Annotated in this window: 20 protein-coding genes and 1 pseudogene; 14 read left to right on the top strand and 7 right to left on the bottom strand. The window is 68.6% G+C overall.

Annotated features, from left to right (window positions below; genetic code table 11):
• The first annotated feature begins 30 nt into the window (after positions 1-30).
• The 13 genes from ABZS61_RS31000 (at position 31) to ABZS61_RS30940 (ending at position 12,467) form a co-directional block, all read left to right on the top strand.
• Positions 31-3,234, top strand: coding sequence for a glycosyl hydrolase 115 family protein (locus ABZS61_RS31000; protein ID WP_356428551.1), 3,204 nt, complete (start codon positions 31-33; stop codon positions 3,232-3,234).
• Positions 3,235-3,261: 27 nt separating this feature from the next.
• The gene (locus ABZS61_RS30995; RefSeq protein ID WP_356428548.1) at positions 3,262-3,666 is read left to right on the top strand and encodes a hypothetical protein; all 405 of its coding nucleotides are present in this window, start codon (positions 3,262-3,264) and stop codon (positions 3,664-3,666) included.
• A 163-nt stretch (positions 3,667-3,829) separates the two neighbouring features.
• Positions 3,830-4,936 carry an NADH:flavin oxidoreductase/NADH oxidase gene (locus ABZS61_RS30990; RefSeq protein WP_356428545.1) on the top strand — a complete coding sequence of 369 codons (1,107 nt, stop codon included), beginning with the start codon at positions 3,830-3,832 and terminating at the stop codon, positions 4,934-4,936.
• Between the two features lie 55 nt (positions 4,937-4,991).
• A complete protein-coding gene (locus ABZS61_RS30985) occupies positions 4,992-5,753 on the top strand; it encodes a class I SAM-dependent methyltransferase (protein ID WP_356428542.1) in 762 nt (253 codons plus the stop codon).
• Positions 5,754-5,803: 50 nt separating this feature from the next.
• Positions 5,804-6,151, top strand: a complete 348-nt coding sequence (locus tag ABZS61_RS30980) for a helix-turn-helix domain-containing protein (RefSeq protein ID WP_356428539.1) — start codon at positions 5,804-5,806, stop codon at positions 6,149-6,151.
• Between the two features lie 439 nt (positions 6,152-6,590).
• Positions 6,591-7,166 carry a helix-turn-helix domain-containing protein gene (locus ABZS61_RS30975; RefSeq protein WP_356428536.1) on the top strand — a complete coding sequence of 192 codons (576 nt, stop codon included), beginning with the start codon at positions 6,591-6,593 and terminating at the stop codon, positions 7,164-7,166.
• Between the two features lie 66 nt (positions 7,167-7,232).
• On the top strand, positions 7,233-8,105 hold the full coding sequence (locus ABZS61_RS30970; RefSeq protein ID WP_356428532.1) for an NAD(P)H-binding protein: 873 nt from the start codon (positions 7,233-7,235) through the stop codon (positions 8,103-8,105).
• A gap of 383 nt (positions 8,106-8,488) precedes the next feature.
• Positions 8,489-8,953 (top strand): hypothetical protein, encoded by a 465-nt coding sequence (locus ABZS61_RS30965; protein WP_356428529.1) that lies wholly within the window; start codon positions 8,489-8,491, stop codon positions 8,951-8,953.
• Entirely contained in the window at positions 8,953-9,270 is a 318-nt protein-coding gene (locus tag ABZS61_RS30960; RefSeq protein WP_356428526.1) for a transcriptional regulator, read from the top strand. Before ABZS61_RS30965 ends, ABZS61_RS30960 begins: the two co-directional genes overlap by 1 nt.
• 44 nt (positions 9,271-9,314) lie before the next feature.
• Positions 9,315-9,869: a signal peptidase II gene (locus ABZS61_RS30955; RefSeq protein ID WP_356428523.1), complete on the top strand. Its 555-nt coding sequence runs from the start codon at positions 9,315-9,317 to the stop codon at positions 9,867-9,869.
• Between the two features lie 1,080 nt (positions 9,870-10,949).
• Positions 10,950-11,618: a hypothetical protein gene (locus ABZS61_RS30950; protein ID WP_356428520.1), complete on the top strand. Its 669-nt coding sequence runs from the start codon at positions 10,950-10,952 to the stop codon at positions 11,616-11,618.
• Between the two features lie 17 nt (positions 11,619-11,635).
• Entirely contained in the window at positions 11,636-12,190 is a 555-nt protein-coding gene (locus ABZS61_RS30945) for a hypothetical protein (RefSeq protein WP_356428518.1), read from the top strand.
• Positions 12,165-12,467 carry a hypothetical protein gene (locus ABZS61_RS30940; protein ID WP_356428515.1) on the top strand — a complete coding sequence of 101 codons (303 nt, stop codon included), beginning with the start codon at positions 12,165-12,167 and terminating at the stop codon, positions 12,465-12,467. The genes ABZS61_RS30945 and ABZS61_RS30940 overlap by 26 nt, the downstream gene beginning before the upstream one ends.
• A gap of 116 nt (positions 12,468-12,583) precedes the next feature.
• Here the strand turns inward: ABZS61_RS30940 and ABZS61_RS30935 are convergent.
• The 3 genes and pseudogenes from ABZS61_RS30935 to ABZS61_RS30925 all read right to left on the bottom strand — a co-directional run bounded on the left by ABZS61_RS30935 (position 12,584) and on the right by ABZS61_RS30925 (position 16,337).
• Positions 12,584-13,434, bottom strand: a pseudogene (locus tag ABZS61_RS30935) (IS5 family transposase).
• A 222-nt stretch (positions 13,435-13,656) separates the two neighbouring features.
• A complete protein-coding gene (locus ABZS61_RS30930) occupies positions 13,657-14,847 on the bottom strand; it encodes an IS701 family transposase (protein WP_356428669.1) in 1,191 nt (396 codons plus the stop codon).
• A 317-nt stretch (positions 14,848-15,164) separates the two neighbouring features.
• Entirely contained in the window at positions 15,165-16,337 is a 1,173-nt protein-coding gene (locus ABZS61_RS30925; RefSeq protein ID WP_356428512.1) for an MFS transporter, read from the bottom strand.
• 54 nt (positions 16,338-16,391) lie between these two features.
• On the opposite strand from ABZS61_RS30925, the gene ABZS61_RS30920 reads away from it, so the two are divergent.
• A complete protein-coding gene (locus ABZS61_RS30920) occupies positions 16,392-17,135 on the top strand; it encodes a helix-turn-helix transcriptional regulator (RefSeq protein ID WP_356428509.1) in 744 nt (247 codons plus the stop codon).
• Positions 17,136-17,388: 253 nt separating this feature from the next.
• Here ABZS61_RS30920 and ABZS61_RS30915 read toward each other — a convergent pair whose 3' ends face one another.
• The 4 genes from ABZS61_RS30915 to ABZS61_RS30900 all read right to left on the bottom strand — a co-directional run bounded on the left by ABZS61_RS30915 (position 17,389) and on the right by ABZS61_RS30900 (position 21,597).
• Positions 17,389-18,621, bottom strand: coding sequence for an IS4 family transposase (locus tag ABZS61_RS30915; protein WP_356428666.1), 1,233 nt, complete (start codon positions 18,619-18,621; stop codon positions 17,389-17,391).
• A gap of 58 nt (positions 18,622-18,679) precedes the next feature.
• Positions 18,680-19,488, bottom strand: a protein-coding gene (locus ABZS61_RS30910) for an IS5 family transposase (protein WP_356428506.1) whose coding sequence is annotated in 2 segments (ribosomal slippage) — positions 18,680-19,149 and positions 19,149-19,488 — 810 coding nt in all. Because the reading frame shifts where the segments join, the coding sequence is not laid out codon by codon here.
• Positions 19,489-19,585: 97 nt separating this feature from the next.
• Positions 19,586-20,074, bottom strand: a complete 489-nt coding sequence (locus ABZS61_RS30905) for a hypothetical protein (RefSeq protein WP_356428503.1) — start codon at positions 20,072-20,074, stop codon at positions 19,586-19,588.
• Between the two features lie 140 nt (positions 20,075-20,214).
• Positions 20,215-21,597, bottom strand: coding sequence for an FAD-dependent oxidoreductase (locus ABZS61_RS30900; protein ID WP_356428500.1), 1,383 nt, complete (start codon positions 21,595-21,597; stop codon positions 20,215-20,217).
• Positions 21,598-21,647: the final 50 nt, after the last annotated feature.

The following is a 21,647-nucleotide window of genomic DNA, read 5'->3' as shown; positions in this document are numbered from 1 at the left end:
CAAGAGTGTGAACAAAACTGGGAGAGCAGTATGGACCAGCACATCCCGCACCACAGCAGTCGCCGATCGATCCTGGGGGCCGGCCTGGGCCTGACGGCGCTCGCGGCCACACCGCTCGGGTCCCTTATGGGGATCACGGGCGAGGCCGCGGCGACGACACCGATGTCCGGCGGCCCCGCCACCCTCCGGCCCACGGACCCCGGTGCCTACATCTCCTTCACCCCGCGCTCCGGCGCCTTCCCGCTGGTGAGGGCCGGCAGGGCGGCCCCGATCGTGGTCAGCGACAGCGACCACGCGGGCGTCGTGCGGGTGGCCGGTGACCTCCGGGCGGACATCGAGCGCGTCACGGGGGTCCTCCCCGTGCTCGCGCACGACACCGTCCCCAAGGGCAGCCGCGAGATCGTACTCGTGGGAACCCTGGGCCGCAGCCCGCTGATCGACGGCCTCGTCGCCGCGCGCAAGCTCAAGGTCTCCTCCCTCGCGGGAAAGTGGGAGACCAGCCTGCAGGCCGTGGTGGAAAAGCCGCTGCCGGGCGTGGACCGGGCCTTCGTGATCGCGGGCAGCGACCAGCGCGGCACGATCTTCGGCGCGTACGACGTCTCCCGGGGCATCGGCGTCTCGCCCTGGTACTGGTGGGACGACGTCACGCCCGTACACCGTGACGCGCTGTACGCCCTGCCCGGTCTGCACAGCCAGGGCACCCCCGCAGTGAAGTACCGCGGATTCTTCATCAACGACGAGAACCCGGCGCTGGGGACCTGGGCTCCTGCCTTTTTCGGCCCCGGCAAGGCGCCCGGCTTCGAGGGTGGATTCAACGCCGACTTCTACGCCAAGATCTTCGAAGTGATGCTGCGGCTCAAGGCCAACTACCTGTGGCCCGCAGTCTGGGGCCGTGCCTTCGCCGAGGACGACCCGCAGAACCACGCCACAGCGAAGGCGTACGGCGTCGTCATGGGCACCTCGCACGAGGCCCCCATGATGCGGGGCATCGAGGAATGGAACCGGCACGCCGTCGCCGCGGTGCGCGACAGTGCCGGAAACATCACCAAGCCCGGCCACGACCCCTTCGGCGGCACCGGCGAATGGTCCTTCCGCCGCAACGCGGAGGCCATCAAGGCCTACTGGAGGCAGGGCATCCGCCGCATGGCGGACGAGGACTTCGAGGGCGTGGTCACCCTCGGGATGCGGGGCAACGGCGACGTCAGCCTGCCCGACGGCGACGGCATCGAACTGATGACGGAGATCATCGCCACCCAGCGCCGGATCCTCGCCGAGGAACTCGGCTCCGATTCGGACGTTCCGCAGGTGTGGACGCTCTACAAGGAGGTCCAGCGCTACTGGGACCGCGGGCTGCGGGTCCCCGACGACGTCACCGTCGTCCTCACCGACGACAACTGGGCCAACATCCGCAAGCTGCCCGACCTGAAGAACGACGACCGCAGCGGTGGCTACGGCCTCTACTACCACTTCGACTACGTCGGGGTGGGACGCAACTACAAGTGGGTCGACACCGCCTCGCTCCCCAACATGTGGGACCAGCTCCACCAGAGCGCGGCCTACGGCAACCACGGCCTCTGGATCACCAACGTTGGAGACCTCAAGGGCAACGAACTGCCCACCCAGTTCCTCCTGGAGTACGCCTGGAACCCCGACCGCTGGACCCTGGACCGGATCCCGGAGTGGGAAGAGCAGTACGCCCGGCAGAACTTCGGCGAGAAGCAGGCGGAGGACGTGGCCGCCGTCCTGCGGACCTACGCCCAGCTGCAGTCCCGCCGCAAGCCCGAACTGCTCAACCGGAGGATCACCCTCGACCCCGCCAAGGACCCGGCGAAGGACTCGTCCGCCATCGTCTACGACGACCGGGCCACCCCCTTCAGCCTGACCGACTACCGCGAGCTGGAGCGGGTCACGGAGGACTGGCAGCGTCTGGACACCGCGGCGGCACGCATCGGGCGCAAGCTCCCCGCCTCGGCCCAGGACGCCTGGTACCAGTTGGTCGGCTACGAGGTCAGGGCGACCGCCAACCTGTACGCCCTGCGGGAAGCCGAGTTCACCAACCTCCACTACGCGCCCCAGGGCCGGGCCCTCACCAACCAGCTCGCGGCCACCGCCGAGGCCAGGCTCGCCGACGACTTCGCGCTGGCGCGCCGCTTCAACACCGAGGTGGCCGACGGGAAGTGGGAGGGCTTCCAGACCCAGCCGCACATCGGTTACGGCGATGTGGACCGCTACGGCCCCAACGCTCCCTGGCAGCAGCCCGAGCTCGACAACGTGGCGATCGCCGATGAGATCTTCCCCGCCGTGCGCCGCATCGAACTCCCGCGCGCTGCCGACATGGGGGTGGCCATCGACGGCTCGGCAGCATGGTGGCCGGCCGCGGGGCAGGACGGCGCCGAGCCCGTGCTGCCGGTCTTCAGCCCGTACCAGAGCCAGCCGGCGCAGTACGTCGAGGTGTTCAACCGCGGCTCCGAACCCTTCGACTACCGCATCCGCACGGGGGCGCCCTGGCTGGTCGCCGACCGGACGCGGGGGCGGGTGGACGCCCAGACCCGCGTCACCTTCAGGGTCGACTGGTCACGGGCACCCGAGGGCGTCACCCGGGTTCCGGTCACCGTTTCCGGCCCCGGTGGCAGCGAGGTGGTCGTCCAGGCCCTGATCGACCGCCCCCGGGCGCAGCGCGCACAGCTCGCCGGTTTCGTCGAGGCGAACGGTTACGTCTCCATCGAGGCGGACCACTTCCACCGGGCGCTGGGCCGCGACGGCATCTCCTGGCAGCGCATCCCCGGCATCGGCCGCACCGGTTCGGGCATGGAGCCCTTCCCGGTCACGGCCGCACGCCGGACGCCGGGCGGGAAGGGGCCGAGGCTGGAATACCGGGTCAGTCTGTTCACCACCGGGCCGGTCACCGTCTGGGCGTATCTCTCGCCCCGGAACAACGCACGGGCGGCCGACGGGCTCACGTACGCCGTCTCCTTCGACGACGACGCCCCGCAGTCCGTCAACGTCACCGCGGTCACCGGCGCCGACGACGGCACCATGAACCCGCAGTGGGCCCGTAACACCTCGGACAACGTCAACCGCACCAGCACCGCACACCACATCGGCCGGGCCGGCGTACATGTGCTGAAATTCTGGATGGTCGACCCGACGGTGGTGCTGCAGAACCTGGTGGTGGACACCGGCGGCCTCAAGCCCAGCTATCTGGGCCCGCCGGAGAGTCTCCGGCTGAGCTGACCGGAGCGGGACGAGGAGGCGACAGGCATGAGCATCGAGATCGAGGACACCGAGGGACGCGGTGCGGCGCTGGAGGTGACCCCCGGCCCGGCCGAGGGCAACCCCAGGGTCGGGATCCTGATCGCGGGCCCGTCGGACGGCGCCTCCTGGTCCTGCTCCCCGGCCGCGGCCAGGGAACTGGCCGCGGCGCTCGTCGGGGCGGCCGAGGAGGTGGAGAACGCGCGTCTGTCGGATCCGGTCACCGTCAAGGCCGGCGAACTGCTCCGGGGCGACGTACGCGACGGCGACCGGGCCATGACGGTGGAGGGCGTCAGGGTGGACGGGGCGAACGTCCAGGTGACATGGACGTCGGGCGGCGGACGCAGCTGGAGCCAGACGTACGCGGCCGACACCGACATCAGGCTCAGGCGGCGGCTGCGGCCGCGGAAGTGACAGGGAGGACCCGAGTCGGTCGTACGAGAGGCTTCGTAATTCGACGATTCCCGTAGTACGGTGAATCTCGTAGTACGGTGAATCTCGTACAAGGCGTGCTCGGCATGTCCGCCCGCCTGTCCTGCCCGTCGCATCGTCGCATCCAGAGGAAGCGGAGTCTCCCGTGAGCGCACTCTTCGAGCCCTACGTCCTGCGGTCGCTGTCCATTCCCAACCGCATCTGGATGGCCCCGATGTGCCAGTACAGCGCGGAGACGACCGGGCCGGACACGGGCGCGGCGAACGACTGGCACTTCGCCCACTACGCCGCACGTGCGGCGGGCGGCACGGGCCTGATCCTGGTGGAGGCCACGGCCGTCAGCCCGGAGGGCCGGATCAGCCCCGCCGACCTCGGCATCTGGAACGACCGCCAGGCGGACGCCCTGCGCCGCATCACCGACTTCCTCACGCGGCACGGGACCGTTCCCGGCATCCAGCTCGCTCATGCCGGCCGCAAGGCATCGACGGACCGCCCCTGGCGCGGCGGCGGTCCGGTCGAGGCCGGCACCCCGGACGGCGCGGGCTGGCAGCCGGTCGCCCCGAGCCCGGTCGCGTACGACGAGGGCCACCCGGTTCCCGCCGAGCTGACCACCGAGGGCATCCAGCAGGTCGTGGCCCAGTTCGCGGATGCCGCCCGCCGGGCGCTCGCGGCCGGCTTCCGCGTCGCCGAGGTCCATGGCGCACACGGATATCTGATCGGTGAGTTCCTCTCCCCGCACAGCAACCACCGGACCGACGCCTACGGCGGTTCCTTCGAGAACCGCATCCGCTTCGCCCTGGAGGTCGTGGACGCGGTCCGGGCCGTGTGGCCCGAAGAACTCCCGGTGTTCTTCCGCATCTCCGCCACCGACTGGCTGACCGAGAACGCGGACGACGAGCGGGAGGGCTGGACGGCGGACGACACCGTCCGCTTCGCACGCGAACTGCGGGCGCACGGCGTCGACCTGCTGGACGTCTCCACAGGCGGGCTCGCGCCGCGGGCGCAGATCCCCGTGGGGCCGGGCTACCAGGTGCCGTTCGCCGAGCGGGTCCGCACCGAGGCCGGCCTTCCGGTGGCCGCCGTCGGCCTGATCACCGACCCAGTACAAGCCGAGAAGATCCTCTCGGAGGAGCGCGCGGACGCCGTTCTGCTCGGACGGGAACTGCTGCGCGACCCCTACTTCGCCCGCAACGCCTCGCGCGCGCTCGGCGGCGATGTTCCGACGCCCGAGCAGTACCAGCGGGCTGTCTGACACGAGGTGTGCCCGGGTCGGGGGGCCCGGGCCTTTCTCGGTACGCTGATCCGCGATGTTCACTCCACAGGGCCCGACCCTCCGCGAACTGGCCGTTCAGGCGCTTTCGTCGACGATGCGCGGATACGACCTGCTCGCCCCCAAGTTCGACCGGACGCCCTACCGGACCCCGGACCGGGTGCTCGACGCCGTCACCCGGGCGGTGCGCCCCCTCGGGCCCTTCGACAGAGGGCTCGACGTCTGCTGCGGCACCGGAGCGGGTGTCGGCGTACTGAGCGGGCTGTGCCGTGAGCGGGTCACCGGAGTCGACTTCAGCGCCGGAATGCTCGCCGTGGCGCAGGCGGCGCAAGCAGCACGGGCTGCACAGACAAGGGCTGCACGGACAGGGCCCGACGGCGGTCCGGTGGTGGACTGGGTACGTGCCGATGCGCTGGCTCTGCCCTTCGCGCCGGTCTTCGATGTCGCTCTCAGCCTCGGGGCGTTCGGCCACTTCCTGCCGAGGGAGCGCCCCGAACTGTTCAGGCAGGTGTACGCCTCGCTGCGACCGGGTGGCCGGTTCGTCTTCCCGGTCGGTGCGCCGCCCCCGGTGGGTTCGCGTGCCTACTGGTCGCTGCTCGGCTTCGACGCGGCCATGCGCGTGCGCAACGCGCTGTGGCGTCCGCCGTTCGTCATGTACTACCGGACGTTCCGGCTTCCGGATGTGGTGGAGGATCTCGGCCGCACCGGATTCTCCGTGCGGCTGATTCCGCTCACGGCCCTCGGCCGAGGGCCGGACGGCAGTCCCCGCGCCCGTCTGGTGGTCGCCACCCGCCGGTAAAACTACGACAGATCTCGTACAATGGACAGCCCGGACGAAGTGGAGCCACAGTGACGTCGAATGCCGCCCGTGCGCTCGCCCACCCCTCGCGGGACGAGATCCGCCTGGAGGGCGTGCTCCATGCGCTCTCCGACCCGATGCGACTGCGGATCGTGCGCCAACTGGCAGGCGCCGCAGACGAACTGGCCTGCTCCCGTTTCGAGCTTCCGGTCACCAAGTCCACCAGCACGCATCACTTCCGGGTGCTGCGCGAAAGCGGTGTGATCCGGCAGACCTACCGTGGCACCGCCAAGCTGAGCGGCCTGCGGACAGAGGACCTGGACGCCCTCTTCCCGGGCCTGCTCGACAGTGTCCTCGGTGCGGCGGACCGGCAGGCGAAACGTCTCGGAGAGGACTGACCCCACGGCGGGCCGGCTGAGAGAACGCTCGTTGCTGGCGGCGGACGTTCGTCGAGCAAGTCGAGGGCCTGACTGCTCGCTACAGTCGCCGCACGCCTCCCGCTCGGCGGTTTCCGTAGGCTGTCGCCGTCGCTCTCGCGGGTCGGGCCGAAAGCCGTCTTGCTGCTGCTCTGCACATACGTGTGAGCCGCACGACACTGCTGCGGGCGGTCATGGCGTTACCCGATCCCGCCTGGACCGTTCCGAAGGTGCTGAGGCGACCATGGATTCATGGTCGCCTCAGGCCGATAGGAGCGCTCGCCGAAGCCGCGCAGGGCGGTGAGCCCCGGCATAGCGCTCTCCGAGGGCGGGGTACAGTTTTAACGGAACGCGTTCCGCTTACCGTTTTAAACGGAACACATTCCGGAACGTGGGTTGGGTGATCGAAGGAGGAATCCGCATGTCCACCGCTCCCCGCAGGACCAGGAGCGACGCGCTGCAGAACCGCGACCGCCTGCTGGAGATCGCCGCGCGCGCCTTCGCCGAGCAGGGACCGCAGGCCACGCCGGCCGCCATCGCCAAGCAGGCGGGCGTCGGGGTCGGCACGCTCTACCGGCACTTCCCGACCCGAGAGGCCCTCCTCGTCGCCGCCCACAGCCAGCAGATCGCCCGCGTGTGCGAGAAAGCGACCGACCTCGCAGCCCGGTGCACAGCCGCCGAGGCCACCCGGGCATGGCTGGAGCACTTCTTGGATCACGCGATGGCCAACAGCAACATGTGCGCTGCCCTCAACGCTGCCCTCGCTCCCGACGTCGACCCCTACGCCCATACCCACACACTCCTGAACGGTGCCGTCACCACCCTGCTCGACGCTGGTGCCCGGGACGGCACCCTGCGCGCCGACATCACCCCGGGCGATGCCCTGCTCCTGGTGGGCAGTGTCGCCTCTTCGGCGCAGCACAGCACCAAGGAACGGGCCCACCGGCTCGTCGAGCTCCTCATGGACGCGCTGACCAAGAACACAACCGCGACCTGAACCTGCTCCGTCGCACCAGCGGGTCGGCGGATGTGCTCGGGTTCGCAGAACAGAAAGGTATCCACCGTGGCTACAGCCCTCATCATCGGCGCGTCCGGAAAAGTCGGATCGCAGCTGGTCAAGGAACTGGACAAGAATCACGAGGACCTTGAGATCCGCCTCGCGACAAGGCGCACCGACGTTGCCGACCAGTGGCGCGACCAGGGGCGCGAAGCCGTCGTGCTGGACCTGAGCCAGCCCGAGCACTTCGCCGAAGCGCTGGAAGGGGTCGACCGGGTCTTCCTCCTGACCGGCTACACCGCGGACATGCTCTACCAGAGCAAGATGCTCGTCGACGCCGCCGCACAGGCGGGGGTGGAGCACATCGTCCACCTCGGAGTGTTCGGCTCGGGCTGTGACAGGATTCCGCACTACAGCTGGCACGAACTCATCGAGACCTACATCCAGGCCAGCGGCATCGCGTGGACGCACCTGCACCCCAACGTCATCACCGACACGGTGCTGGCCACGGTCGCCGAGACGGGCTCGTTCAATGTTTCCTGGCAGGAGGCAGCGATCGGGTGGGTGTGCGCCGCTGACATTGCCGCGGTCGCCGCTGCGGTGCTACGTGAAGGACCGGACGCACACGGTGGCGAGAACTACTGGCTGAGCACACAAGTAGTCACAGGCCCGCAGGTCGCCGAGATCCTCAGCAAGGTGGTGGGAACCGAGATCACGTGCACTGTGTCGGGCCCTGACGACTTGGCGGCCTACGTGAACTCGATCCCCTCAGCCGCCGATCGCCTATACATGGAGAGCGCCGTCGCGACGATGCGTCAGACCGTGCTCGGCAACATGGGATTCCAAGCCGTTGTCCGCGACGACGTACGCACGGTTCTAGGGCGTCCCGGAACCACGGTGGAGGAATGGGCGCGAGAGAACCTCGGTTCCACGACCTGAGGCCAGGCGATCAGGCGTCAAGCGGGTAGAACACGGGCTGGCCGAGTGTGCCTCCAGCCCAGCGCAAAGCCCGCCGAGAGAACGAGAACCGCGCGTTGGACCGTGTCCTATGTAGGGCTCGCTCTGAACTGGATCCCGACACCACGGCTTCGTGGATCACGACTCTGATCGCATCGCTGTATACCGGCACCGCCACCGACCCCGCCTTCCGTCCCGCTGAGCAACTCCCCACTCTGCGGCTGATCCTGACCCGCTACCTCCGTGCCGACGCGGGCTGAAGAGGTCGCCTTCTTCGTGCCCCCGACCCTTGCTTTCCTCGCAGGGAAACGCCTGGTACTTTCCTGTGAGGAAAGTACGTGAGTCGGGCGAGGGCGGGAAGCCACATGACATTTCACGATGCGCAGGACGCACTGGACGACGTTCGGCGCCGACGCGAGCAGGCCCACGCCGAGCACGTGCGCTACGGACTGTCCTGGCCCTACCTTCTTGCCGGGGCGCTACTCGTGCTCGCGGCGTTCGCCTCCTACGACCTGCCGAATCCCTGGGGCGGGGCGGTGCTTTTCCCATCGCTGTTGCTGGCAGCGGGCACGATCGCGGCCTACCTGCGCAAGGCGCCCGTCCGCATGCCCCTCACCCATAGGGGCGCGCTCTACGGAGTAGCAGCCGGGCTGGGACTCGTGGGATTGTTCCGGTTGTTTTCGGACGTAGCAGGTGCCGTCGGCGTACCGGTCCCGCACGTGGTGGCGGCCGCCGCAGTGTGCGGGGCGGGCGTACTGATCGCGCATAAGTGGGGGGCCACGGTCGTGGCACGTCAGCAGCGTGGACGTGACGAGAGCGAGAGTCGCTGATGGACGATGGCTTCAACGAGTTCCTGCATGTTCCCGCGCGGCTTACGATCGTCGCGCTGCTGGCGCCGACGAGCTGGACGGAGTTCGGGTTCCTGCGAGACGCGATCCCCACCAGCGACTCCGCGCTCTCCAAACAGCTTTCCTCGCTTGCGGCCAAGGGCTACGTCGAGGTCCGCAAGGACAAGCACGTAGGCGGACGCCGCACCCTGATACGGCTCACACCTGAGGGCCGACAGGAGTTCCGGTGCCACGCCGCAGCCCTGGGACGGATCGTCGCAACGGCTCGTTCCCTGCAGGCCGGTGAGCTGGACGGGTGACCACTGAAAACGCGGGTGACGACCAAACGAGACGGAGACAGTGAATGATGCGCTTGAGCCGGGATTCGGGCCGGTTGTACAGCGTGATGCTCACGCTCGCGGCGGCAGTCCTACTTGTCGATCAACTCACCAAGTTCTGGGCGGTCTCCGCGCTCTCCGCCGGCGAGAGCATGACCGTGGTCCCAAGCCTTGTCCGCTTCCGGCTGCTGTACAACGCCGGCGCCGCGTTCTCCATCGGCTCCGGCGCCACATGGCTGTTCGCCCTGGCGGCGGCGGGCGCAGTGGGCGGCGTCCTCTACGCCGCACGCCGACTAGCCTCTCGCGGATGGGCCCTCGCGCTGGGCGCGCTGCTTGGCGGCGCGGTCTCCCACCTGGGTGACAGGCTCTTTCGCCAGCCTGCGTTCGCCCGCGGACATGTCGTGGACTTCATCGACTACGGCGCTTTCGTGGGTAACGTCGCAGACATCGCACTCGTCTGCGGATGCGCTGCACTGGTGCTTCTCTGTCTCCGTGGCGTGCCGCTCGCCAAGACACCAGACGAAGAGCCCACCATCAACGTGTCTGGGGCAAGGTCTGGCTTGACCGGACCTGCCGCCTAACTAGAGCACTTGTACCGACCGGATCATGATCGTTCTCAGCGCCAACGGCTGTACCGGTGTTCCGGTGCCGGTGGCGAGAGTAGCGGCCCGACGGATAAGTTCTACGACCTGGTGACGCCGCCCCTGCCCCCGGGGCATCTGGCGTGGAGGGGCCACAACCCGGACGACGGTGCGGTCTACAAGGTCCAGTGCGACAGCGGGCAGGGCGGCGTCGTGTTTGTTCACCCCCACCGGTAAGGACGGACCGGCCGCTCCGACCATTGACCCGGAGGTCGTGGCGCGGCGGGCGGCGGCCTCGATGCGTCTGGCGGGTCCGAAGGACCGCCACGGCGAAGGTGACGTCGGTGGGGTGGGCGATGGGCGACGGCACCACGGTCACCTGCCGGGGCCCGGGCACCCCGTACACGAAGTCGCGGGGAAAGGCGGTCTCGCCGGACTGCGGGCACCTGTACGAGCGGCCCTCAGCCGAGCAGGCGGGTGGCCGGTATCGGGGCGCCGCGACCGCGGCCTGGACGGTGGCGTGGACGGCCCCCGCGCTTTAACGACGGCGGGACGTTCACCGAGAGTCGGCAGATGGAATTCACCGCGGACGTCCGTGAGGTCCAGGTCGTCAACTCCGACTGACCGGCCCGGCGGCTGACCTGCAACGGTCCCAGGCGTCTTTCACCAGTGGGTGCGGGTGGGCGTTCAGTTGCTCGTGGCGTCGTGGTGCGGTGCTTTGGCTTCCGGGTTGCGTAGGCGGTGCGGCCCGTGGGCCCGGAAGCCAAAGCCTCTTGCTGTCGCTCTCCAGCCGCCAGGCGAGATGGAGGACAGCGGTGGATGCTGTGGCTTCCGGGAGCGAGGGTGGGGGGTGGCTCCCGGAAGCCGCAGTGGGTCGGCGCTCGCCTGCTGGCCGGCGAAAGCTGAGCGCGTAACCACTGTCACTTTGTCCCCTCTGCCGGGTGCCTGTGCGGCGACACGCGGGTGCAGTGGCTGGCTGGGCACACGCGCAGCCCTGCCCGGGCTCGGCGAAGTGGAACGCCACAGGCCTCTGACCTGCCGTGGTGAGTTCTCGTGGTGAGTGCGGCGCGGCGGTGGTGAGTGCGCCCGGCCCGGGCCAACCGGCTGGCCAAGGCGAGCGCGGAGCTGGACAAGCTCGTTGCTTCGGCGGGCGGGCGGCACTACAAGAACCGCGAGAAGATCGCTGCCCGGGTCGGTGTGATCGCCGCCAGGCGCCGCGTGGTCTCAAACCTGCACTGGCACATCACCGAGGACGAGGCCGACGGCCCCCGCCTGCACTGGCACTTCGACCAGGAGACGCTGAAGGCCGAGGCCGCGGTCGACGGTTGGTACGCGCTGCTGGCAGGCATCCCCCGCACCACGGCTGGTCCCACGCAGGTCCTGATCCACTACACAGGCCAGGACACGGTCGAACGGCGCTACCACGACTTCAAGGGCCCGCTCGCGGTCACCCCGGTGTTCGTTCAGCACAATTGCCGCGTCGCAGCCCTGATCCAGGTGATCTGCCTGGCCCTGCTCGTGTTCTGCCTGATCGAGCGTCAGGTCAGACGGGCACTCGGCCCCCAACGAACCATGGTCGGTCTCTATCCGGACAACCGCCGGGTCCGCCCCACCGGACGGATGATCCTCTACCACCTCGGCGAACTCACCTTGCGCATCGGCACCGTCACCGATCCGCCGATGGTGCAGATCACCCGGGGCGTGCAGCTCCATCTCCTTGAACTGCTCGGTATCGAAGCCACCCGCTAGCCATCTAATGTGCCCGCATGACCTCGACAGAGATGTCCTCGCTGGTGCTGCACGGCAGACGCCGTGCCTCCGCCCGGCTGCGGGACGGGGCGGTGGTGCTGGAGATGGACTGCGTGCGGCGCCGGATACCGGTGACGGCGATAGAACGAGTCGACGTTCACGGCACCAGGGGTCGGCGGCTAACCGTCGTACTGACGGGCGACGAGCCCGCGGCGTACCACCTCAGGTGCCGCAGTGCCACCGCCGTGCACGAGTTCGCGCAGGCCGTCCGCCGTGCACTGCCCGTACGGGACGCCGACGAGCCGCGGCCAAACGGGGTGGAGCTGGTGACCGAGAAGCCTCTGGAGCGGGTGGCACCGAACCGGGTCCGTCTGCTCTGGTGGGGCCTCGGGGGCCTGTACCTGCTGGTGCTCGTCCTGCTGCTGGTGAAGGGCGCTTTTAACGGGGTGGCCCCGGTGGTCCTCTGGACGGTGGCCCCCCTCCTGATCGCTGGCGGGGTGGGGGGGCATGCAAGCCGGGTGGCAGGTGTTCCGGGAGCCCTGGGCGTTGCGAACCAGGGGAATCACCGTTGAGGGAGAGCTACAGGGGACCCACTGGCACGAAGGTGGCAAGCTGTATTACTACGCGTACGTCGACAGTCACGGCGTACGGCGTGAGTGCAAGAGCTCGGACGGAGGTGCCGAGCGGGCCGAGATCACGTACGACCCCGTGAACCCCGATACCGCCATGGTTGGTCGCCGTACGACGGGATGGCTCGTGTTGGGTGCGGTACTCATCCTGCTGATGGGCTCTGTCCTGTTGGCCGGTGTCGCGTTCGCGGTGGTCGGGGTGGTGGCGCTGGCCATTTGATCCTGTGCTGGGAGCCCGCAGGAAATGCCCTCCGGACTCTCTCTGTTGTGGGGTGGCGGCCAGATCATCCGAATCAGCGACCTGCGAAGCACGGGACTAGGGCTGTCTTCAAAGGGTTATATCCACATCAGGAGAGACGCGATGGTGAGGGCTGCTTCGTAGGATTCGCGGGTTTTGTCGTAGCGGGTGGCGATGGCGCGGTACTGCTTTAGCGCGTTGAAGCACCGCTCAACGACGTTGCGCTGTTTGTAGCGTTCCTTGTCGAAACCAGGAGGCCTGCCGCCGTTGCGGCCGCGACGGCGGCGGTTCGCCTGCTGGTCCGAGCGCTCCGGAATGGTGTGGGGAATGCCGTGTTTTCGCAGGTAGTTGCGTATGCTCCGGCTGCTGTATCCCTTGTCGCCCAGAAGATGGTCTGGCCGGGTTCGCGGTCGACCTGGACCTGGGCGGCGAACCTTGATGCGCGCGAGGACCTGCTCGAACTGCGTGCAGTCGTTGATGTTGCCGCCTGTGACCACGAAGCCCAGCGGGCGGCCTCGGCCGTCGCAGGCAAGGTGGATCTTGGTGGTCAGTCCGCCACGGGATCGTCCGAGGGCGTGATGGTGTGCCGTTTCTGCGGGACCTGCCCCTTCTTACGGGCGCCGGCCGCGTGCTGATGAGCGCGGGTGATCGTGGAGTCCACCGACGCCAGCCAGTCGATATCCCCAGCCGCATCCTTCTGCGTCTGAACCGCCTCAAGCATTCGCGTGAACGTGCCGTCGAGCGCCCACCTGCGAAAACGCGTGTACAACGTCCGCCAGGACCCATACCTTTCCGGCACGTCACGCCAGGCTGAACCGGTCCGCAGCTTCCACACGATCCCGTTCAGCACCACCCGGTCGTCCCGCCGAGGCCGCCCCGTATCCGTCCGCGGGAGAAGCCCCGACAGCACATCCCACTCTTCGTCCGAGAGCTCATGTCGCCGCACCATGCACCATATGATGCCTCATCAAGAGCCTTTGAAGACAGGCCCTAGTACTCCAGCCGGACTCTGATGTTTTGCCTGGTCAACGGCTTGGGTGTGGGGATTGTAGCGGGGTGGTGGCGGGTGTGGGGCGGGTTTGCCGGGCCCGTCCCGCGAACGAGTGCCCGCGCCGTGTGTAGTGACATCGGCGGGCTCTGGCCTGGTGTCGGCGGCGCCATCGTGACCAGTTCATTGCGTGGTTGCCCTGTGCTGCAGGATGTCGGTGGGCAGCTGCCAGCAGATGGCGGATCTCGGCTGGTGTGAGGTCCACGAGGTCGGGCGTGTCCCGCTCGGCTCCCCCTTTTCCTTCGCGTGGGCGGCGGTGACGGCCAGGAACGCGTGGGCGAGCATGGCGAGGGTGATGTGCCGGTGCCAGCCGGTGTAGCGGCGGACTTCGTACTGATCCAGGCCGCACTCGTTCTTCGCGCTTTGGAAGCACTCCTCGATCTTCCAGCGGCAGCCGGCGGTCCGCACCAGGTCGGCAAGGGTTGCCTGCAGGGGTGCCGAGGCCAGGAAGTAGGTGAGCTCGTCCGGCTTGGTGATGCTGCGTCGGGCGAGCATCCATCGCTGGCGGGTGGGCTCGTCGCCGTCGAATTCCCAGACGGCCGGCAGTCGGGCGGCGGCCCAGTCGTAGATTCGGGGCCCTTTGGCGCCGTCGCCGCAGGAGAGCCGCTGCCATGCCTCGTCGGGGGCCTGGCCGATGAGGTGGTCGATGCGGGGGCCGTGGACCTGCTGGGACTTGGGCACGGCCATGACGTAGGACAGGCCGGCGTCTTCCAGGAACCGACGGAAGCGGGACTCCTGCCCGTAGGCGGCGTCCGCGGTGACCCAGGCGACGGGCAGCGGGGAGGCGAGTGCTCGCAGGACCATGATGCGGGCCAAGTCGTTCTTCGTCGCGAAGCCACGTTCGCTGGGGATCTTGGCAGCGCGGCAGCGCTCGAGGTCCTCGGTCCAGGACTTGGGCAGGTAGAGCTCGCGGTCGACGAGGGCGTGGCCCAGAGCGGTGGCGTAGGCGGCGAAGACCCCGATCTGGCAGTTCTCGGTGCGGCCGGCGGTGCCGGAGTACTGCCGTTGCACGCCGGCTGAAGTGACGCCCTTCTTGACGAAGCCGGTGTCGTCGATGATCAGGACACCGTCGTCGGCTCCGAGGTTCTCGGAAACGTAACTTTGCAGGTCATTGCGGATCTCGTCGGCCTCCCACCGGCTTTTCGCCAGGAGGTGCTGCAGTCCGTCCGGCGTGGAGTGCCCGGCGAACTCGGCCAGTTGCCAGGAGTTCTTGCGGCCCACCGGGCCGAGCAGACCACGGACGTAGTCCCGCATTCGGCGTCGCGGCTCAACACGTGAGAAGCGGTGCCCGACCTGCAGAAAGAGTTCTTCCAGTTCCTGTTCCCACTCGTTGGCGGGTACGTCATCAGTCACCCATGGTCGCTGTCCAACTCGATGTCACTACACACGGCGCGGGCACTCGTTCGCGGGACGGGCCCGGCAAACCCGCCCTACACCCGCCACCACCCCGCTACAATCCCCACACCCAAGCCGTTGACCAGGCAAAACATCAAAGTCCGGCTGGAGTACTAGGGGGCTATCCATCCCCACGGGGCATTCGTCGGCTCGCCCCGGTGCACCACAGAGTCCATGATCGGGCGAGTCCTCGTCGGTCCGGTGGGGCACGTGCGTGGTCATGGGCCGTGCGGGTGTTACGCGTCTTGCTGTGCCCGTGCGGCGGGCTGGGGCTTGGGGGTGGTGGGCTCGGGCAGGGCGCGGAAGAGCAGCCAGCTCAGCGCGGGCATGGCGATCAGGGGTGTCAGGGCCGTCTGCAGCGACGTGGTGTCGGCCAGACGCCCGATCAGAGGGCTGATAAGGCCGCCGATGCTGACGGTGAGGCCGAGGGTGACGCCGCTGGCGGTGCCGATGCGGGAGGGCAGGTAGTCCTGGCCGAGGGTGACCTGCAGAGAGAAGGGGACGTACAGGCCGGCGGAGGTGAGGGCCACGAAGAAGAACAGGGCCGGACCGGGCGTGTAGATGACTCCGGCGACGGCGATGATCGAGACCAGGTAGGACCAGCGGGAAACATGGACCCGGTCGTAGCGGTTGGCCAGGGAGCCGCCGAGGACCGAGCCGACGGCGCCGCCCAGGAACAGCAGGAACAGGGCCACGGTCCCCGCGGTGGTGCTGCCCATGCGCTGCTGGGAGTAGAGGGAGATGAAGGTGCTCAGTCCGGTGAAGACGACGGAGCGGAAGACCACGGCCAGGGACAGTTTCACGAACGAGGCCACGTCGTCGAGGCCGGTGACCGGCGCCGCCTTGGCGGCACCGGCCTGACGCCGGCCGAGCATCTGGATCACCGGCACGCACAGTGCGGCGCCGGCCAGGGCGGGCAGGACCAGTACCGGTGTCCAGCTCAGGGAGCCGTGACCGATCGCGACCGACACCATGATCGGGGCGAACGCGAAGCCGATGTTGCCGCCCAGGGAGAACCAGCTCATCGCGCTGTGGCTGCCCTGGCTGACCAGCCGGGCCACGCGGGCGGACTCGGGATGGTAGGCGGCGACACCGATTCCGGAGATCGCGACGAAGATCAGAGTGAGCCCGTAGGAGCCGCTCAGGCCGCTCAGCGCGATGCCTATGCCGCTGAGCAGGGTGCTGACCGGCAGCAGCCACGGCATCGCCCACCGGTCGGTGAGCGCGCCGAACACCGGCTGGGCCACCGAAGACAGCAAGGACGCCGCCAGCACGATGCCGGAGGCGACGGCGTAGCTGTAATGGCGGTCGGCCACAAAGAACGGGATCAGCGCCGCGACGGCGCCCTGGTAGACGTCGACGCAGGCATGCCCCACGGACAGCAGAGTGATCGTTGTATTCCTTCGCACCCGTCCATGCTGGAAGAGGCGACAGGTGTCCCGCTTTCGATAGATTGCCAGATGATGAAGGAAATACGCCACGAGTCCGTCGCGCCGACCCGGACCCAGCATCTCGTGTCCGGCGGCGAGATCGACACGCACCGCCACGACGACCACCAGATCGTCTACGCCAGCCAGGGCGCCATCGCCGTCACCACCAACGCCGGCTCATGGATCGCCCCCGCCACCCGCGCACTCTGGATCCCCGCTGGCACCGTCCACCAACACCAGGCCCACGGCGAACTCGACCTCCACCTCGTCGGCCTGCCCCTCACCGACAACCCCCTCGGCCTCGACACACCGGCCGTCCTGACCGTCAACCCCCTCCTCCGCGAACTGATCGTCGCCTACACCCGCGCCCCCGACGACACCAGCCCGCCCCACCAGCGCCTGCGCGCCGTCATGCTCGACCAGCTCAGAATCTCCCCCGAGCAGCCGCTCCACCTGCCGGCCCCCACGAGCCCCCTGCTCCGGAAACTGCACGACATCCTGCGCGCCGACCCGGCGGACAACCGCTCCCTCGACGAAATCGGCCGCCAGATCGGCGCCAGCGCCCGCACACTCTCCCGCCGCCTTCACGACGACCTCGGCCTCACCTACCCCCAATGGCGCACCCAGGTCAGACTCCACCACGCGTTGATCCTCCTCGCCGACAACACCCCCGTCACCACCGTCGCCCTCCGCTGCGGCTGGTCGTCAGCAAGCACCTTCATCGATGTATTCCGCCGCGCCTTCGGCCACACCCCAGGCTCCCGCCCCACGACCTGACGCAATTCCCAGCTGACTTACGGGCCGTCAAGATTCCTTTGTCAGACAGGACCTAGAAGAAATACCGGTGATTTAGGCGGTCTTCTGGCGTCTGCTAGTTGCCTTGGTGGGTGGGACGAGTGTGATTGCTCTGGTGGGTGGTTGGGGTGGGTTGCGGTGGTGGGTGTGTTTGAGGTGCCAGTTACTCATCTTGCGTTTGATGACGCGGGGGTTGGAGCGTTGTCTGCGGGGCGGGAGGAGTCGTTCCAGCAGCTCATGGGCGGTGTGTGTCAGGGCTCGGCTGAGTCGTGAGGGGGGAAAGTGCCGCTTGGTCGGTGACGTGGCGGCGGGCGATGCGAAGGGTGCGGGTGAAGGACAGCCGGTCGGGGTCGAGGCCGGCTTGCAGAGCTGTGTGGTGCATGACTTCGCGTAACGCGTGATGCACGAGGAGGAAACCGTAGATTTCCTGCTCGACGCCATCGGGGTATTGCGATCGCAGCACCAATTGGCGGCCACCTTGGTGGGTCTTGATCTCGTCCAGGGTGTTCTCGATCTCCCACCGCTGGTGGTAGAGATCTGCAAGGTCGTTGGCCGGCGCCTGGTCCGGGTCGCAGATGGTCGTGATCAGCCGGTAGACCGTCTCGTCGCCGGCCCGGCCGAGGGTGTATTCGATGACGCGGATCCGGGCCGGATCACGTCGGTGACCATCGCCGGTGGCCACGATCTCGGACAGGTAGGAGCCGTCTTCGAAGGCTTCGAGGAACGGGAGCACGATGTTCTTGCGGACGCGCCACAACAGGTCCGCACCTGTTCCTGAGGCGGCCTTCCACAGCTCGAAGCCGGTGATGCCGCGGTCGGCCATGAGAAGTGTTCCCGGCTCGAGCCGGCCCAGCAGGGCGGGAATGAGCTGTTGTTCGTGGAGCGACAGCGGACCGGTCGCCGCGGCGAACACCGCATGCGTCCCGCACTCCACCAGGGCGGCAACCCTCACCTGCGGATATGCACTGCGCTGCTGTCCCCGGCCGGCGCCGGGACGGCCGAAGAACGTGCTGTTCGCCTCGGTGTCCGGGACATCGAAGACAGTGCCGTCCACGGCCACCAACCGCCACCCGCGATACCAGGAGCCAGCCGTGTCCGGGGCGGCCACCGGTCGGCACACCCGCGCGAACAGGACTTTCAACGGCTCCGGCCCCAACCGTCTGCGGGCTCTGCCCATCGCCCCCGTCGTCGGAACCTGCCACGGCTTCTCCCACAGCCGCACACGTTCCAGCCCCTGCGTCAGCAGCCGGGCCACTTCCTCATAACCCTGACCCGAGAACAGGCACATCGCGAGCACGAAGTACACCACCACCCGGGCTGGCAGCAGCCGGGAACGCTGTTCCCGGCGCCCGCAATCCGCGATCACCTCATCCACCAGCTCGGGTGGATACACCCGCGTCAACACACCCAAAGCGATCCGGTCCGACAACCGCTCACCCGACGACTTCACCTGCCCAGGCCTTGGCACAACACATCCAACGATCAACACAACTCAAAGTCACCGGTATTGGGTCTAACTGATCGTTTCAGAATGAGGTCCGAAGGCGGCGGAGGCAGATGAGGCTGCAGGCCAGGTCGAGCAACCCCTGGTGGAGATCGGCGCGGCGTTCGTAGCGGGTGCGGAGCCGTTTGAACTGGTGCAGCCAGGCGAATGCGCGCTCGACCACCCAGCGGACCTTGCCCAGTCCGGAGCCGTGGGCGACGCCCCGTCGGGCGATCATGGGCTTGATGCCGCGTTTCCACAGCAAGCGGCGGTACTTGTCGAAGTCGTAGCCACGGTCGGCGTACAGACGCCTGGGTTTGAGGCGGGGACGTCCCCGAGCTCCCCGAATCGGCGGAACCGAGTCGAGCAGGGGCAGGAGCTGGGTGATGTCGTGCCGGTTGCCGCCGGTGAGCGTCACGGCGAGCGGGGTTCCGTGGCGGTCGACGATCAGGTGGTGCTTGGAGCCGGGACGGGCACGGTCGACCGGCGAGGGGCCAACGTGCTCCCCCCTTTGAGGGCCCGCACGTGCGATCCGTCCACGGAGCAGTCGTCCAGGTCCAGCAGGTCGGCGCGGCGAAGCTCGGCCAGCAGGGCAGCATGCAGGCGCGGCCAGACACCGGCTTCGGTCCAGTCCCGCAGCCGGCGCCAGGCCGTCACGCCGGAACAGCCCACGGTCTCCGCGGGGACATCCCGCCAGGCGACACCGGTCCGCAGCACGAACAGGACGCCAGCGAGTGCCGTTCGGTCAGGAACACGCAACCGCCCGGGATGTCGGTGGCGTCGTTCGGGAGCGGGTGGCAGCAAGGGGGCCACCCGCTCCCACAGGTCGTCCGGAACAAGATCAGCACGCACCCGGACACCTTCCCGACCAAGATCGTCGAGTGCAAGTCCCGCGGCATCTCATCGTGATTTGAGCGCAGGGTCTGGCGTGGTTCGCCGGATCGAGCGCTCAGCCTGCGACGCCCTCCAGCGGAAGGTGGTCTCGGTAGTACTGCGACTCCAACCACTCCTCCTTCACGAAGAGCGGACGTGTCAGGCGCGCTGCCCCGACCGGCTGCGAGCGCAGAAGAACCCCGAGGTCAGTCAGGGAAAGTGAGTCATCAGGCGTGTAGAGCACCCAGTTCCCATGCTCCGCAGCGTGGTCCAGCAGGAACTGCTGGCCCTGCTCCGGATCGCTTCCTGCCAGCGGGAAGCCAGACAGGAAGACCTGCGGACCGGTGACGGCATCCAGCGCAACGCAGGCGAGCTTACCCGCGTCGTAGAACGCTTTGACCCCATCCGGGAAGTCCTCCTGCGCATACGGACCGCCAACCCGTTCCTGCGGTCCAGGGACCAAGAGTGCTTGGGCGACCTCGGCTGGAGACATCCCGAACTGCAACGGACCCACGCCGGCTCCCGACCGCAGCTCCCAGCACTCCCGCTCCGCATCCGTGCCCATCCACCCACTCCTACGTCCGACCGGTCCGGATTTGCTTCTGTTGCTCAGGCCGCATGCGTACGGCCATGGGCCAAGATGCCAACTCAGCTGCCCAAGTGCCAACGGGAGTGCTGCTCTCGGCCGGAGTCATTCTGAAACGATCAATAAGGGCCGTCGCCCCGTGCCGCGTCGAGCAGTCCGGGCCAGTCGGGGATCTTCACCCGTCCGCGTCCGAGCGAGCGGCCCAGCGCGGCCTCCGCCCGCTCGATCGACAGCCAGCCGCTCCACTCCACCGGCCGCAGCCCCCAGTCCCGCAGGGCGCCCAGCGGATCGGCCGCCACCGCCCTTTCCGTGAGCAGCGGCGCGTCGTCGATCAGGGAGGCGACCGTCTCCTTGGCGCACGATCTGTTCGAACCGATCACTCCCGTCGGGCCTCGCTTGATCCACCCGGCGACGTACTCCCCGGGCGACGCGACCCCGTCCCGCAGCACCCGGCCCGCCAGATGAGGCACCGTGCTCCGCGCCGGGTCGAACGGCAGGCCGGGCAGCGGGGTTCCTCGGTAGCCCACGGCCCGCAGCACGAGCTGGGCCTCGATGTCCTCGTAGGCGCCGGTATCCCGCACACCGCCGGCACCGTCCGGGGCCGTCCGTGCGAACCGCACACCCGCCACCCGTCCGCCCCTCTCCAGCAGCTCGACCGGGCGCAGGAAGAAGCGCAGCCGGATGCGGCGCTCACGGTCGCTCGCCAGGGGCGGCGGATCCGCGGACCACCCGCGCAGCACCTCCAGGTTCCGCCGCACCACGGCGGGCAGCGGCGGCGTCCCGGGCGCGCCCGCCGGGGCGGCGTAAGCAGGGTCACGTGCCAGCTCCGCACCGTCCACGACCATCCGTGCGCGCGGCAGTGCACCGAGTTCGCGCAGTTCCTTCGTGGTGAACCTCGCCTGGGAGGGGCCCCGCCTGCCCGCGATGTGGACCTCGCGGACCCGGCTCGCCGCGAGTGCGTCCAGGGCTGCCGGGGGCACATCGGTGGAACGCAGCTCCGCCGCGCCGCGGGCCAGGATCCGGGCCACGTCGACCGCGACGTTGCCGACGCCGATCACCACGGCCGAGCGTGACCCGAGCGTGAAGCCGTCGGCGGCCGTGTCCGGGTGCGCGCTGTACCAGGAGACGAACTCGGTCGCGGAGAAGCTCCCCGGCAAGTCCTCGCCGGGAACGGCGAGCGGGCGGTCGGCCGCCGCTCCGACGCAGTAGACCACCGCGTGGTACAGCTCCTTGAGCCGGGCAGGTGACAGCCCGCCCCCGCCGCCCACCTCGACATGACCGACGAAGGTGATCCGGTCGTCCTCCAGGACCGCCCGGAGACTGTTCTGGAGCGACTTGATCTTCTCGTGGTCGGGGGCGACCCCGTAGCGGACCAGGCCGTACGGGGTGGGCAGCCGGTCCAGTACGTGGACCCGCACATCCGGCACCCGCGACTGTTGCAGCAGGGCCTGGGCCGTATAGACCCCGCTGGGGCCCGAACCGACGACGGCGACACGGAGCACGGTGCACCTCTTCCCGCAGGATGCCTCCAGCATCGCACCGCGGCGCGGAA

Origin of the sequence: Streptomyces sp. NPDC005566 (assembly GCF_040605575.1) — a bacterium.
Taxonomy (GTDB): Bacteria; Actinomycetota; Actinomycetes; order Streptomycetales; family Streptomycetaceae; genus Streptomyces.
The sequence above is the reverse complement of the archived record's forward strand: the minus strand, read 5'-3'. Positions and strand labels throughout refer to the sequence as shown.